This is a genomic window from Psychrobacter piscatorii, from assembly GCF_904846415.1.
Classification (GTDB): Bacteria; Pseudomonadota; Gammaproteobacteria; order Pseudomonadales; family Moraxellaceae; genus Psychrobacter; species Psychrobacter piscatorii.
The window spans coordinates 1-14,852 of record NZ_CAJHAR010000023.1; the positions used below are offsets into that span (position 1 = coordinate 1).

At 42.0% G+C, this 14,852-nt stretch carries 13 protein-coding genes and 1 tRNA gene; 5 read left to right on the plus strand and 9 right to left on the minus strand.

The window, feature by feature from the left end:
- From JMX83_RS10510 to JMX83_RS10520, 3 genes are all read right to left on the minus strand, one after another.
- The coding region (locus JMX83_RS10510) for a DUF932 domain-containing protein (RefSeq protein ID WP_201601491.1) at positions 1 to 760 on the minus strand (760 nt) is incomplete at its 3' end.
- Between the two features lie 56 nt (positions 761 to 816).
- Positions 817 to 1,098: a hypothetical protein gene (locus tag JMX83_RS10515; RefSeq protein ID WP_201601492.1), complete on the minus strand. Its 282-nt coding sequence runs from the start codon at positions 1,096 to 1,098 to the stop codon at positions 817 to 819.
- 130 nt (positions 1,099 to 1,228) lie between these two features.
- Entirely contained in the window at positions 1,229 to 2,194 is a 966-nt protein-coding gene (locus JMX83_RS10520) for a YagK/YfjJ domain-containing protein (protein ID WP_201601494.1), read from the minus strand.
- Between the two features lie 518 nt (positions 2,195 to 2,712).
- Here JMX83_RS10520 and JMX83_RS10525 point away from each other — a divergent pair.
- Entirely contained in the window at positions 2,713 to 3,813 is a 1,101-nt protein-coding gene (locus JMX83_RS10525; RefSeq protein ID WP_201601496.1) for a hypothetical protein, read from the plus strand.
- A 41-nt stretch (positions 3,814 to 3,854) separates the two neighbouring features.
- On the opposite strand, the gene JMX83_RS10530 is transcribed toward JMX83_RS10525, so the two are convergent.
- Positions 3,855 to 5,216 carry a tyrosine-type recombinase/integrase gene (locus JMX83_RS10530; protein ID WP_201601498.1) on the minus strand — a complete coding sequence of 454 codons (1,362 nt, stop codon included), beginning with the start codon at positions 5,214 to 5,216 and terminating at the stop codon, positions 3,855 to 3,857.
- 283 nt (positions 5,217 to 5,499) lie between these two features.
- Positions 5,500 to 5,590 (minus strand) — tRNA-Ser (locus JMX83_RS10535).
- A 186-nt stretch (positions 5,591 to 5,776) separates the two neighbouring features.
- Here JMX83_RS10535 and JMX83_RS10540 point away from each other — a divergent pair.
- From JMX83_RS10540 to JMX83_RS10550, 3 genes are all read left to right on the plus strand, one after another.
- On the plus strand, positions 5,777 to 6,613 hold the full coding sequence (locus JMX83_RS10540; RefSeq protein WP_227675820.1) for a DNA/RNA non-specific endonuclease: 837 nt from the start codon (positions 5,777 to 5,779) through the stop codon (positions 6,611 to 6,613).
- Between the two features lie 52 nt (positions 6,614 to 6,665).
- Positions 6,666 to 6,929, plus strand: a complete 264-nt coding sequence (locus JMX83_RS10545) for a hypothetical protein (protein WP_201601500.1) — start codon at positions 6,666 to 6,668, stop codon at positions 6,927 to 6,929.
- A 260-nt stretch (positions 6,930 to 7,189) separates the two neighbouring features.
- Positions 7,190 to 7,573 (plus strand): DUF2147 domain-containing protein, encoded by a 384-nt coding sequence (locus JMX83_RS10550; RefSeq protein WP_201601502.1) that lies wholly within the window; start codon positions 7,190 to 7,192, stop codon positions 7,571 to 7,573.
- A 210-nt stretch (positions 7,574 to 7,783) separates the two neighbouring features.
- Here the strand turns inward: JMX83_RS10550 and JMX83_RS10555 are convergent, their stop codons facing one another.
- From JMX83_RS10555 to JMX83_RS10570, 4 genes are all read right to left on the minus strand, one after another.
- Positions 7,784 to 9,046, minus strand: a complete 1,263-nt coding sequence (locus tag JMX83_RS10555; protein ID WP_201601505.1) for an ammonium transporter — start codon at positions 9,044 to 9,046, stop codon at positions 7,784 to 7,786.
- A 106-nt stretch (positions 9,047 to 9,152) separates the two neighbouring features.
- Entirely contained in the window at positions 9,153 to 9,491 is a 339-nt protein-coding gene (locus JMX83_RS10560; RefSeq protein ID WP_010197981.1) for a P-II family nitrogen regulator, read from the minus strand.
- 464 nt (positions 9,492 to 9,955) lie between these two features.
- A complete protein-coding gene (locus JMX83_RS10565) occupies positions 9,956 to 10,810 on the minus strand; it encodes a universal stress protein (RefSeq protein ID WP_201601508.1) in 855 nt (284 codons plus the stop codon).
- A gap of 157 nt (positions 10,811 to 10,967) precedes the next feature.
- On the minus strand, positions 10,968 to 12,467 hold the full coding sequence (locus JMX83_RS10570; protein WP_201601511.1) for a SulP family inorganic anion transporter: 1,500 nt from the start codon (positions 12,465 to 12,467) through the stop codon (positions 10,968 to 10,970).
- A 671-nt stretch (positions 12,468 to 13,138) separates the two neighbouring features.
- On the opposite strand from JMX83_RS10570, the gene murD reads away from it, so the two are divergent.
- Complete coding sequence (gene murD / locus JMX83_RS10575) at positions 13,139 to 14,575, plus strand: UDP-N-acetylmuramoyl-L-alanine--D-glutamate ligase (protein ID WP_201601513.1); 1,437 nt, start codon at positions 13,139 to 13,141, stop codon at positions 14,573 to 14,575.
- Positions 14,576 to 14,852 lie beyond the last annotated feature (277 nt).

Consider the following 14,852-nt stretch of genomic DNA (forward strand, 5'->3'; position numbering starts at 1 on the left):
GCACGGCCTCTTTTTCTTTCTTAGCGCGGTTAAACAGAATAAGATCATTGTCCTGATCGTTAAACACACGGCTAAGATAATTGGCCGCTTCTGCTTGGGTGACTCGTCGCTCTGATAACTGCTTCATTTCATAGCTGTGCTCCTCCCACTGCTTCACCGATACGCCTAATTGCTGCTTGACCATTTCGGCATTGAAAGATGTGCTATGCGGAACTTTGACCACACCACCACTTCCGTTAGCTAGGCTAACAGCAAGGGTGTTATTACAGACCACACGAATATTAGTAAATTGTGCGGTGGTTGCCAGAGTGCCATCACAAGCCGTAGCCAGTAATAAATAGCCATTACTAACGTCACCACCGCGAAGGCTAGCTGACTGACCTGTACGAGCCAATGCCCATAGCTTTCGACCGCCCTTGAGCACCCCAGCGGTCTCTAGCTCGAAATCAGACTGCTCTGTAAGATCACGATAGAACTCTAAAATCTCACGCGGTTGTACTTCTTGATAGCGTTGACTGACGACTGATAACGGCTCTAGGTTGTCGCTGCGGTACAACACCTTGTTCTCAGCAAAGGGCATGATGAGGTTATGACCTTTGTCATTGCTTGACATGTAGCTGACATCGGATGACTCAATACGCCAATCAAGCCCTGCCTCGCGTGCCCAAACCTCTAACGGCTGCTTGGGTGACAGCTCGTTCCCTAAACCATGCCAAGGGGTTTCGCCTACGTACGCCATACTTTCGACTAAATGTGCCATGATGATTTTCCTTTTTATTGATAATTAAATGAAGTAAGTGAAGTGGATTAACTGGATTAATGAAAGGTGGTGAAGACATGAGAGCAGTCATCACAGCGATATTGCTGATTGACTAGCATCGGTAGCGCTTGATGAGACTGAGTCATCTCAATAAGTGCTGCGATTGTTGTGCCTGCAACCACGCCTATAGCAGGATGAACTTTAAGCGTCTTGCACAGACTAACGCCAAGGCTGACGAGAACCGCAGGGGACAACAGCTGGTCGATTAGATTGATACTGATGCCATTAGTCATCTCATAGACCGCAGTTGACTGACAACATGGACAGATGGTTTTCATAAGCACTCCTTTTATTTTGGGCATAAAAAAGGCCTGCACGAGGCAGACCTTTATTGATTGAATGTTGATTGGATTAGGCGCTTTACTAACTACTAATGCGCTATCTCATTAAAATAGTATATATCTGAGATTATTTTGCTATGGGTGGTAGTCCCCGACGATTTGTATTGCGGTAAGTACCCTGACCAAAGGTACGCATGCCATGTAACTTGGCTTTTAATCGCTGCTCATACTTCTCAGGGCGAGTTAGGTAAAGCGCAGCATTTATAGCGTTATCCACCTCTCGCTGGTTACTCTTACGAATCATACCTATGCCAAGCTTATCTTGGCGCTTATAGTCTCGTTTATGATGGGTGGTATTACAATTGAAATAACAGCCCAATCCATCTGTTATTTCAATCCATTTCTTTCCGATAGCATAACCTAAGAACCAGTCAAGCTGACGCTTATCACCGTTATATATCAATAACATGTGACAATGCAAACCACCAGTATCAACTCCTTGTTCTATCGCCCAAATATAACCTCTTAAGTCTTCGAAACAACCCTTGTCTTTGACAGTTCTATTTGTATTCTTTTTTCTATTCGCTCTTGCTCTATCCCTTTGTATTTTATCCATGAGCTGAACTAGAAAATCACTAAAATTCTCGATACCGACAAGATGCGCGAACTCTAATCTTATCTTTAAATCAACTCTCACGATAAGTACGCGTGCATACTCTAAATAGTAATTCATGTACTGACGAAGTGAGTAGCTATTACGTTGCTCTCGAAGGGCAAAGTTAGAAATTTCCATAGCAAACTCATGCTTATAACAACTGAGCGTATCTATGAATTTTTCTGTCATTCCCTCTTCCCAGATAACTTCACTGGCATAGTAATTACCACAAACAAGATAGCAACTACTTATAAACCATTCTATCGAAGCAGTGTACTCTAATTCGTCATTATATAAGGACATCATTGCTTGACAATAAATGTTCAACTGCTCGCTTATTTGTTGAATAGTAATTCGTGTGTTAGGACTAAGAATATCAGTCACGAGTTTATCAACTTTGGCGACGACGTAGTCATGTGCTAAAGGACGTATGATCATTTCATTTTACCTAAGGTTATATGTTCATAGTCTCAGGCTGATAGGTATTTTATTACTACGATTGACTATAATTTTAATAAACATTAGTCAAATATGTATTTACTAATAATATTAATAACCGGATTGACAGTGTCAGAGATACACCGATGTTCTTGGTGTTGTCTACTTATATAGTACTGTCATACCGCTATTATGATAGTTGGGGAGTTACGTAATAAATGCAGTTATTGTTTTTAAAATACTAACTTGTATTTATAAGTCTGACACCTCACCAGTAAGGAGTTATTTAACCCAACTCAATAAAAGATACTTCTATGATACCTAACGACTAATGAAGACTTTGAGGAAAATATTCTAAAAATTACAGTGACTAAGTACATTGGCTTTGAATGTATTGATATTACTGAGTTAATGGGAATATTTGCTAGAAAAATACTAGAAAATATTTATAATTTTATTAGCAATTTTTTGAATATTTACTATAATAACTACTAATCATTTCCAAGTGAAGAATAGTCATGAATAGAGAGCTTTCGATTCAAGTAGATAATGTAAGCCAACGACTAACGAGCTTTGATAGTAGTGAAAATATCATTTTTGATGAAGCATCAGTAAGCTATGCCCATTCCAAATTATTGAGATATGTAGCTGATGAATATATTAATGATGTTAGATTCCGTAGGAAGTCAATAGAGAGCTTTTACACAGCTTTACGTAAATTAGACAGTCATGATGCTAAGTCACTTCTCTATGTGAGTAATTATTTAGAGAATAAAAGTTGGGAAAATATAAGTTTTGATAGTGATGATTATAAAAATCTATTGATTGAATACCTAGAAAGTAGACGAAATCCTCTTTCAACCTTTAATGAATTAATCTATGAAAAAATACATAGTGTATTACCTGAAGAGTATCTGGGTTGGTTCAAAAACGACTTACGCTGCTCGCTATTTCTAGCATATTTAGTTAAAGATTCAATAGAGAATGAAGCTTATAAAGGAAGAGATGAACTTATTAATGCAGTAACCGATTATCTACGCTATGAGATTCATATGTTTATCAATCAGTACTTTCAGAATCTTCCTGATTATGAAGTCCAGCATGATAGAACAGGAGAGCGTAAGATAGTCGATATACTCTATGTGAAGTCTATTTATTTGAAAAATCGTTTAGATTGTGAAGAAGATATTAACTGGATAGACCCTACTAACGACCAACAGGTTAATTCTATTTATAAATACCTTAATGACAAAGACAGACAACATATTATTTTGAAGGGAATATTTTTCCCTCAAAATACGAAGGAAAAATATGAGCTTATTCTTGCAAGTTTGGATGTGCTATCCAATGTTGAAGATCCTAATATAGGCACCAAGAATAAGAAAGGTTTTTCTCCAAGAGGGTACACACTTTATATTATGGAAAAAGCATGGCGTGGTCGAAAAAATTACTCCAGTCAAAACCTTTCGAGCGATAATGATAGTGTGAAAATATATAGTAAGAACTTACCTAAACTAAAAGGACTCATGAAATTTAGCGGTTTAACTGCAAACAAGATGATTAATAAGTCGATAGAGCAAATGTACGATCAGCTCATTGTAGAAAAGATGGACAAGTAGTTGTCAAGTCTAGTTTAAATTTAATAAGGCTTATTGTTAGCTTAATTATTGGACAGTAAGAATTTTAATTCTTCAGTGTTTAGACCTTTATCTTTTAGAGCCTGTATCAAAGCCTCACTATCCATATCCGATAGCGAGGCTTGTTTATGCTGATTCATAGACATCTCAATCTGTTGACGAGCAGTTTGAAAATCAACGACCTCACCTTTGTCTCTCAATAAGTCTAAAAAGTCTGCCCAGACTTGCATAATCTTACGGCGCTCTTCTAAGTGCTGTGCGTGGTTATACACTGCGCGGATGCTACTTTTCTTGTCATGTGCCATTTGCTTCTCGATGGCGTCTCCCATATAGCCAAGTTCGTTTAGGTTAGTGGATGCTATATGGCGAAAGCCATGACCAGTCTGCTTGCCAGCGTAACCCAAGATATCAAGCGCGTTATTGATAAACTCTTCACTATACGGCTGATGCATACCCGTGTGATAGAACACGTATTCATATTGCCCTGTAATGGTTTTCATTTCTTCTAATACTGCCAGCATTTGATCTGATAGCGGTACGACGTGCTTACGCGCAATTTTGAGATTATCAATATCAACACGCCATAGACGGTTGGCAAAGTCGATATGCGCCCATTTCATCATACGTAGCTCAATGGTGCGGCAAAATGAATAAGCTAAGAATTTCATACCTAGTCTCGTCTGATCGTGACCATGATAGCCCTCGATAGCTTGGAGTAGGGCAGGTAGCTCATGGATATCCACGTGCTTCATGTGTTGGCTTTTTGCTTTGGGGTAGAGTTCCTTTAGATCATCGATTGGGTTTTGCTCAATGATGCGTTCACGTTTGGCACGTCTTAAGACATTAGCCACCAGATCGATAGTGCGTCTGGTTACCTCGCGTGGCGGCTCACCTTTGTTATTTATTCGCTTTTCGATCTCATCTGCCATTGATCGGCAATCCTCAAAGCTGACTTCCTTTAGTGCAATGCCTTCAAAGTGCGGTAACACGTCTTTATGCATACGGTTATAGTCTTGCTGATAAGTACGAGGCTTGACGTTACGCTTACGCTCAGCGAGCCAGTCTAACGCGTAGTCATTGAATTTTTGTGCGTAGATATTGGCAAGCTTGTCTTGACGCTTTTTATTTTTTGGATCGATACCATCTGCTAGTAGCGCTTTAATTTCAGTATTGGCTTGTCTGGCCTCAGCTAATGACATGATTGGGTAAGTACCAAGCGTTAGGCGTGTCTGCTTACCATCAAAGCGATAGGCGCTTATCCATGTCTTTGTACCTGTGCTGCGTACCAAAAGCTGTAGCCCTTGCTGATCACTGTATTTGTCAGGACGCGAAGGGGTACATTTTTCACTTGGTTTAAGTTTACGGATCTTACTATCGCTTAACATGTTGGTCTATTCCCTATAGTGGTAAGCTATATAATTCAGGCTATACAACAAATACGTTGGTCTAAAGCTGAATCGTAAAGCCTAAATGTTGGTCTTTTTGAGGTCTAATGAAATAATAGACCAACAGATAGACCAACACAAGCCACGGGATAGGTAGGTTATGTTCGGATAGACTGGGAAAACAATAGACATAAAAAAAACGCTAGACGCTTTATTTATAAAGGGTTAAAGAGGTATATAGGGGTGTTTAGGACAAGATAGGAAAACTAGCATTTGATAAGATTGGCGGTGAAGGAGGGATTCGAACCCTCGATACGCGATTAACGTATACACACTTTCCAGGCGTGCGGTTTCAGCCACTCACCCACTTCACCGTTTTTTGAACGCCTAAGTATAGCGGATACCATTTAAAATGTCACGACTTGCGCGCTATCTTTCTTTATTGCTAACTGCCTGCTAGGATAGCAGATACGCAATGATGAGTATAAATGGTTGAAAGTTGAATGATAAGTTTCCGTGAGCGCACATATGGGCTTAAACACAGCATGCTAATGACTGTCATGACAGTTGCAATAGGTATCACTCAGGCGCATGCTGATGATTTCACGCAGTGTAGCCAATCCTTCTATGGCGGTATCTATCCTGAATTTACCAACACCAAGCTAAGTAATAAGACACAAGCATTATGCATGGATGGCTTTGCCGTTATGTACTCTGGTGTATCACGCACACCGCTGTGGTCAGCAGAGCATTTAGATCGCACACGTCTGCAGCAAGCCAAACAGATCGACCGTGAAGATAGCTTCCATGAAGAAAGCAAGCTTCCAGAATCAGCACGCGCGTCATTATCTGACTATTCAGGCTCTGGTTATGATCGCGGACACCTAGCACCAAATGCCGATATGGCAACGCGCAGCCAACAGTATGATAGCTTCAGTCTGGCCAATATCGCGCCGCAGTCACCCCGTAACAATCGTTATATTTGGCGTAATATCGAGTCTGCCACTCGGTATTTGACGCAGCAATACGGTGAGGTTTATACCATCACAGGTGTCGCATTTACCAATAAAAAAACCAAGCAGCTCGCCAATCGTGTGCTTGTACCCAGCCATTTTTTCAAAGCAGTGTATATACCCGCGACCAATCAAGCAGGGGTATATTACGCACCAAATGACGAGTCGGAGCGCATCGATGTTATTAGTATCGATGAGCTGACCGCTGAAACCGGCATCGATGTCTTGCCGATGTTGGACATTCAAACCAAGCGAGAAGCGTTTGACTTACCATTGAAGGCAGGTGAGAGTTCAGACACAACTGATGCGCCAGCTCAGGAGCCGGATTGGATGTTATTTGTCTGGGCTATTTTGGAGTGGTTACTTGCACAGCTAAAGGCATAGAGCAAAATATAGAATACTTTTTGGGTTTTAAATACACCATAAGGATGAACACATGATTGACCCATTCGCCAATGATCACCAAAGCATGCAGGTTGGTGATCTTGTTATCGAAAACCAAAAGGACAAAGTCATCATCTATGGTGATATTGACCTGACTTTGGATGCATCTGGATATGAACACGCCCAGCAATTGCATGAGCTAATGAGTCGGGTTATAAACGCATTTGAAAGCAAAAACCTTTATAGTAATAATGATGATAAGTCAAAAGAAAATGATGACCAATCGGGCAAAGATATCGACAATCCCTTCTTGTAAGTCTTTGATATGGTTTTATTTTATAGAAATAATAAAGTATAAAAAAATTACTAGGCAAAGTCAGAAAATTGCTTATAATGAGTCAAGACATCGCTTATGTCGCTCAAAATCTTTGACAAAGAGTTATGAGCAATATCGATAACCTACGCTTTATAAGTAGAGATTCGTAAAACTTGTAATAAAAGATTCTAGCAAAGGATAAGCATAGGACATCAGAAACATAATGTTTCGAGCAATCATTGTATGAAGGGAGTCAATCTATGAAATTATTTACAAAAACCACTTTGGCAGTTGCTGGTATTAGTGTTGCTAGTATGGCATTTGCCGCTGATCCATTAGCCAATACTACTTGGCAGACATATGACGATGGTGCGCCAAAAGGCACGGTAAAAATCACTGAGTCAAATGGTGTGTTAACCGGTACACTTATTGCTGCCAATACGGCTAAAGGCAAACAATATGTTGGTACGACAGTCATTAAAGGCCTGAAATCTGATGGCAACGGTAAATACAGTGGTGGTACGATTACTGATCCAGCAAAAGGTAAAGATTATCGTATGACTGCCAGCCTAAACGGTAACACGCTGAACATAAAAGGTTATATCGGTCCATTCTCACGTAGTCAAGCATGGAAAAAGAAATAAATCCATAAAGAACCTAACTATTAAGTCTTAACTTGATAGATAAAAATCCCGCATTACCGAAAGGTTTTGCGGGATTTTTTATACTTCTTATTTTATCTTTTATCGTTTTAAGAAAGGGGGATTGCTTGATAACTAGAATAATAAACGCTGACACTACGGTAGGTGTAGTATCAGCGTATCGAATGATAGGGTTTAGACTATTGAGAGATCTTATCTGATAAATTCTGGATAAGCTTCCATACCACACTCTGCAATATCAGCACCTTCGTACTCATCTTCTTCAGAGATACGGATACCGATGACTGCTTTGAGGATTCCCCAAACGATCAAGCTAGCGATGAATACCCAAGCAAAGATGGTCGCAGCACCCACAATCTGACCGATAAAGGTAGAGGCTGGGTTGGTAATTGGTACGATTAGTAGGCCAAACAGACCAACCACGCCATGAACTGAGATTGCACCCACTGGATCATCAATTTTGATTTTATCTAACGCTAAGATTGATAACACGACGATGACACCAGCGATAACACCGAAAAGAGTGGCTTGTAGCGCAGAAGGGGTTGATGGCTCTGCAGTAATGGCGACTAGGCCTGCTAATGCACCGTTTAGGAGCATGGTTAGATCCGCTTTACCAAAAATGATACGAGCGATTATCAGAGCGCCTACAGCACCACCAGCGGCAGCAGCATTAGTGTTCAAAAATACCATGGCGACAGAGTTGGCACTGGCGATATCGCCAAGTTTTAGTACTGAACCACCGTTGAAGCCGAACCAACCCATCCATAGGATTAGCGTACCAAGCGCCGCCAGTGGTAGGTTAGCACCAGGAATCGCACGTATCTCACCGTTAGGACCGTATTTACCTTTACGTGACCCTAAGAGCAATACACCTGCTAGAGCAGCAGCAGCACCCGCCATATGGACGATACCAGAGCCTGCAAAGTCAGAGAAGCCCATGTCACCTAGGTTAAATAACCCAAAGACATCGTTGCCGCCCCAAGTCCAACTGCCTTCTAATGGATAGATAACACCAGTCATGACAACAGCAAATAATAAGAAAGCCCATAGCTTCATACGCTCAGCAACAGCACCTGAAACGATTGACATACAAGTCGCTACAAAGACTACTTGGAAGAAAAAATCTGAGGCTGCAGAGTAGACAGAGTCACCACCAAAGCCATTTTCGGCAGAGGCTGCTAACGCGTCTTCTACCAAGGTGTCGCCGCCTGCAATTCCGCTCAAGAACAGATCGCCACCATACATAATAGCGTAGCCGCATATCATGTACATGATACTGGCGGTTGCAAATAGCGCGACATTCTTAGTTAAGATTTCGACCGTATTTTTTGATCGGACCAGTCCGGCCTCTAACATAGTGAAGCCGGCTGCCATCCACATGACCAACGCCCCACAGATCAAAAAGTAAAACGTATCGAGCGCATACTGGAGCTCAAAGATTTGACTTTCCATTTAAATTCCCCTTGAATTTACGATATAGATATCGGTGTGACCGATAGATAAAAATGCAGTAAGAGCCTTTTCCTATAAATCGATGTTTATAGATAGGGCCTCAAATCTAGATAGCATCAGGTCCGGTTTCGCCCGTACGGATACGAATGACTTGCTCAAGCGCAGTGACGAAGATTTTGCCGTCACCAATCTTGCCAGTGCTAGCGATACGAGTGATCGCTTCAATAGCAGGTTCGACCATCTCATCGATCACAGCGACTTCGACTTTTACCTTGGGTAAAAAGTCCACCACGTATTCTGCGCCGCGATAGAGCTCTGTGTGACCTTTTTGACGACCGAAACCTTTGACTTCAGTGACAGTAACACCTTTAACACCGATGTCAGAAAGCGCTTCACGCACATCGTCGAGCTTAAACGGTTTTAAGATCGCAGTGATTAGCTTCATAAAAAATTCCTTATTTGTGTGATGCCGCAGATTGATAGAGGCATTATGGTGCATCGTCGTATCTCTGCTTTGCTTACGGTAAGTTATTCAAGAACTGTGCCAACCTACTCAAGGGGGAGGTAGAATTGGGTTTATTTATTCAAAAATAACCGCGGTTGCAACAGAGCATATGAGTGACGATGTAATGATGAGAGCCATCATTATAAACATAGTGAAAGTGAATCAACCTTTAGCGTTTGGTTAATGAAAACTTTATTATAACCAACTTTTTAGGTGCTTGGGGAGGCTATCCCTCTATTTCATGTGACGATTTGCTAACTTGAGTTTAGTAATAAAATGAACGTTTGATGACAGCTGATTAAAGCTAAGTAGAGGAGAGGTCGCGGTAAGCGGCAGAGACCAAAAGAGTCGTTAGTGCTCTGCGTTTAAATAGATAGGCTATGTTAGTGTAGATAAACCGACGCTTAAGCCTTAGGAAAAAGGAGATATGGTGTTTTAGTGCTGCCCAGTAACTTCTTAGTATCGCTGCCTTGTAGCAACCCACGTAAACGCGACTGGCCAAACGCGCCTGTTATGAGTAGGCCGATATCGTTCTGGTTTTGGTAGTAATTTAAAGCCGCCGCAACATCACGGCAGTCTAATAATGTTTTTTTAGATTTGATACCTGCTTGCTTGAGCTTCGCATATGCTTCACGCAGGGCGTCACAGTTATCAGAGGTTTCTTTACCGATCATGACAATATGAATGGTCAAGGCACGTACGAGCGGGGTCTTACACAACCAATTAAGTAACTTATGGCATGTTGGACTGTTGTCAAAAGCAAACAAAGCGGTAGTAGGGGGCAAAAATGGTGCATGTGTCACCAAAATGGGGCAGTGGCTGACCCTAATCAGTTGTCCTAATGTCGATTTACACGTGACATGATGACCGATAACGATCAATTGTGCCTTGTCATCGACGTAATCGATACTCTGGTTCAGGTTTTCATGACGATGCAAGGTATAAGTTTTGAGCTTATGAGGCTTTTGCTCACAATACGTGGTTGCTTGAGACAGTAGCAATCTGCCCTGTGCTTTTAGCTCACAGTTGCTCAAATGCTCTTTGGTTGTGAACTGCTCAAGCAAGGCATTTTCATCATCGATATTGAGACAACCAGAATAATTGACTGCAGCTTTTTGCTGTAAGCTTGGGACTGAGTGTAGTAGTCCTACAGGCGCGCGCAAGCGAATAGAAGCCCACATGCTGGCCTCTAATACAGCTTGAACATGATCAGGACAGTCCAAGCAGGCAATGACACTATCTGGTTTTAAGTTACTCATAAAACGGCCACATCATTCTAATCATAAAAATCAGCCACTCAGCGTAGGGCTAAGGCATCACGTACATACCCAACTCTTTTACCAACGTAGCTGTCTATTTATCCATCGATTCACAAAACCTTGCCATACATCAATGACAAGGCAGACGTAGATTTGCTTAATCTAATAAGCCAATATCTCGGCGATCGTGAACAGAGAAGCGGTCAATCAGTGTTCGACTCGCATTGTTGAGTCCTACCACTTTGACATCAATACCTTCACGTTGCAAGCGCATGACCAGCTTGTCCAAGGTATCAACAGCACTGATGTCCCAAAAATGCGCATGGCTGACGTCAATTTGAATGCTATCTACCGCTTCTTTAGTATCAAAGCTATTCAAAAACTGTGTCGTCGAGGCAAAGAACACCTGTCCTTGAACATAATAATAACGAGTATTGCTACTATCATCGTACTCACTGAATATGGTTAAGAACTGACCAATCTTATTGGCAAATGCTAAGGCAGATAGCAACACGCCAACACCAACGCCATAAGCTAAGTTGTGCGTAAAAACAGTGGTCAATACCGTCGCTAGCATCACAATATTGAATGACATAGGGTGCGTTTTGAATTCGCGAATAGATTGCCAGTTAAACGTGCCAATCGATACCATAATCATGACGGCAACGAGGGCTGCCATTGGGATTTGGCTGACCCATTCACTTAAGAATACCACCATGATGAGCAGTACCACACCTGCGATCAAGGTAGAAAGGCGCGTGCGTCCACCGGATTTTACATTAATCATTGACTGACCAATCATGGCGCAACCTGCCATACCACCGAAGAAACCTGACACCACGTTAGCTATGCCTTGACCACGGCACTCTTTGTTCTTATCACTTGGCGTATCGGTCAGCTCATCGACAATCGTCGCAGTCATCATAGACTCTAGTAAACCCACAATGGCAAGCGCAATAGAATAAGGCGCAATAATCAGCAATGTATTTAGGTTTAATGGAATATCAGGCAACAAAAACACAGGCAACGAATCTGGCAAATCACCCATGCTACCGACGTTACGAATATCAAGATTCATATACATCGCAACAGCCGTCAACCCAACGATACAGATCAATGGTGACGGAATGATGCGACCGATTTTAGGGATAAGTGGAAACAGGTAGATAATCCCCAAGCCTACAGCGGTCATGATATAAACAGTCATACCGACACGCTCGGTCATAGGATTCAGTTCTGGTAACTGGGCGGCGAATATCAATATTGCCAGTGCGTTAACAAAGCCAATGACGACTGAGCGCGAGACAAAGCGCATCAAATTACCAAGCTTTAGGATGCCCATGACGACCTGAATAACGCCGCACAATAAGGTCGCAGCCAGTAAATACCGCAAACCATGATCGGCAACCAAATCGACCATGACTAAGGCCATAGCACCTGTCGCTGCCGAAATCATACCTGGACGACCACCAACAAAACTGATCACGACCGCGATACAGAATGAGGCATATAGGCCGACTTTTGGATCAACACCTGCGATAATAGAAAAGGCAATGGCTTCTGGAATAAGCGCCAAGGCGACAACCAAGCCCGATAAAACGTCACCGCGAACATTGGAAAACCACTCGTCACGCAAGTTATCAATAAAAGATGTCATAAGTAAACTACATAGGGTTAGAGGCAAAAAAAGTAATCATTACTCATTTATAAAATGATCGCGTCGCTAATAATAGCTATTCATTTTTCTTTTACGTCAACATGTACTGGATCATGTTGCTGTGTTGGAGTGTGAAAGGTCAATAATAAGTATGTCTACTGATTTTTTTTGGTATCACGAATACGCTCATCAATAATCAATACGATGATAAGGACAGTAAAATTACCTAAAAATATGGTTTGAATCAGGTTGCTTGAAATAGGCTATAAAAAAATACCTATCCTAAGACATAGAATCAGCAATCGCTTGCTGTAGTAGAGGGTGATAAATAATCTGCCAAATCATGACTACTATCTGACATATCACTATCACACACGAATCGTTGCTAAAGAGACGTGACAATAGCGCGATAAATGTGACAACATGCTAAACTAAAATAGTTAGGCGAAACGCCTTGTCACATAACAATGTCACATATCAATCAAGCTAACTATTATAGCATTAGCCACTGAATATAAAAACAGGCGAATAATAGCACAAAGTCATAAAAAATCAGTACCGAAATATGAACGATACCGTTATGATGCTTGTCATCTTGGCGGTGTCATTTAGAGTCGCTGTACGCTCAGTTTGCTTGACGCCATTTTGCTCGTTCAATAGAAGGAATAGATATGACCGCTAATACCGCAACAGAAACCTTAATCCATAAAGGCAACGGTCTACAGGTCGTGGTCGGTTTGGGACAGTCTGGGTTATCGGTCGCGCATTATCTTGCCAAGCAAGGCTATCGAGTAGCGGTAACAGATGCACAAGCCGCGCCTAAATTGGCGGAGCAACTGCCCGCTGAGATCGAGGTTCGTCAGTTTGGTGCGATTGACGCAGAGCTATTACAGCAAGCGGCACGCATTATTATCAGCCCAGGCATTTCGCTCGAAAATGATGCAATTGCCGCCGCGCGCCAAGCAAATATTCCAGTAGTTAGCGATATTCAGCTATTTTGCGAAGCCTGTACTGCACCGATAGTGGCGATCACAGGCTCTAATGCTAAAAGTACCGTAACGACCTTAGTTGGACAAATGGCGGCAGATGCTGGTGTCAATGTTGGTGTTGGTGGCAATATTGGTGTGCCAGCACTGACTTTGCTTGATAATACAGATATGGAGTTGGCAGTGCTGGAGTTGTCTAGCTTTCAGTTAGAAACTGTCACTAACTTGGGGGCAAAAGTAGCGACTGTCCTCAATATGTCACCTGATCATTTAGACCGTCACGGTGATATGCTTGGCTATCATCAAGCCAAGCATCGTATCTTTCAAGGTGCCAAGTCAGTGGTCATTAACCGCGAAGATGCACTCACCCGTCCATTGGTCGCAGACAATTTACCCAGAATCAGTACGGGTATCCATTCGCCTGATAAAGGTCAGTATGGTCTCATTACAGACACAGAAGGCCAAACTTATCTTGCACGCGGTACAGAAAGATTACTGTCCGCAGACAAACTGTTGATTAAAGGGCGTCATAATCTGCTAAACGCGCAAGCCGCTTTAGCACTTGGTGAGCTTGCAGGTTTGCCCCTTGAGAGTATGCTCGAGACGTTACAGCAATTCACAGGTCTTGAGCATCGCTGCCAGTATGTAGGAAGCTTTGCTAATATCGACTATTTTGATGATTCTAAAGGCACCAATATTGGCTCGACCATGGCTGCTATCGAAGGGCTAGGCGCGGTCTATGCACCAAAAGATGGTAAGCTATTATTGATTTTGGGCGGGCAAGGTAAAGGTCAGCAGTTTGGCGAGTTGACGCCCTTTATCAATCAGTACGTCAGCCAAGTGCTGTTTATTGGGGAGGATGGCAAGCAAATTGAGCAGCATTTACGCGCAACGAAATTAAGCGATGATGTCGCATTGCATCAATGCCAAACATTAGAAAATGCCTTTGTCACTATTCAGCAAGTCACTGCTAGCAGCCTATCGCAAGTGCAAGCGGTATTGTTGTCACCTGCCTGTGCCAGTTTTGATCAATACAGTGGTTATGCGGCTCGCGGTGAGCATTTCAGTCGATTGGTTGCTCAGTTAGATACGGCACAATCAGATAGCACGATTATCAGTTAAAATTTTTAAATGGCTATAGGCTCGAATAGGCCAGCATAGATGGTGTAGTCGCACGTGAATTACTTATTAACCAAAACAGTATTTCTCTTATAAATGATTGTTTTGCTTATAGATTGCTGCTACTGTCAACCGTAACGACTCTGATTGCTAGATAAATGATTGCTCAAGCATTTTTTGATGATTGAGGGTTTTTATCATCGTCTATCTAGTAAGATTTACTTTATGATTTTTTAAACGGTGGCGTTTCATAGACGCCGTGTTTTTTCGTTTGTTAGTG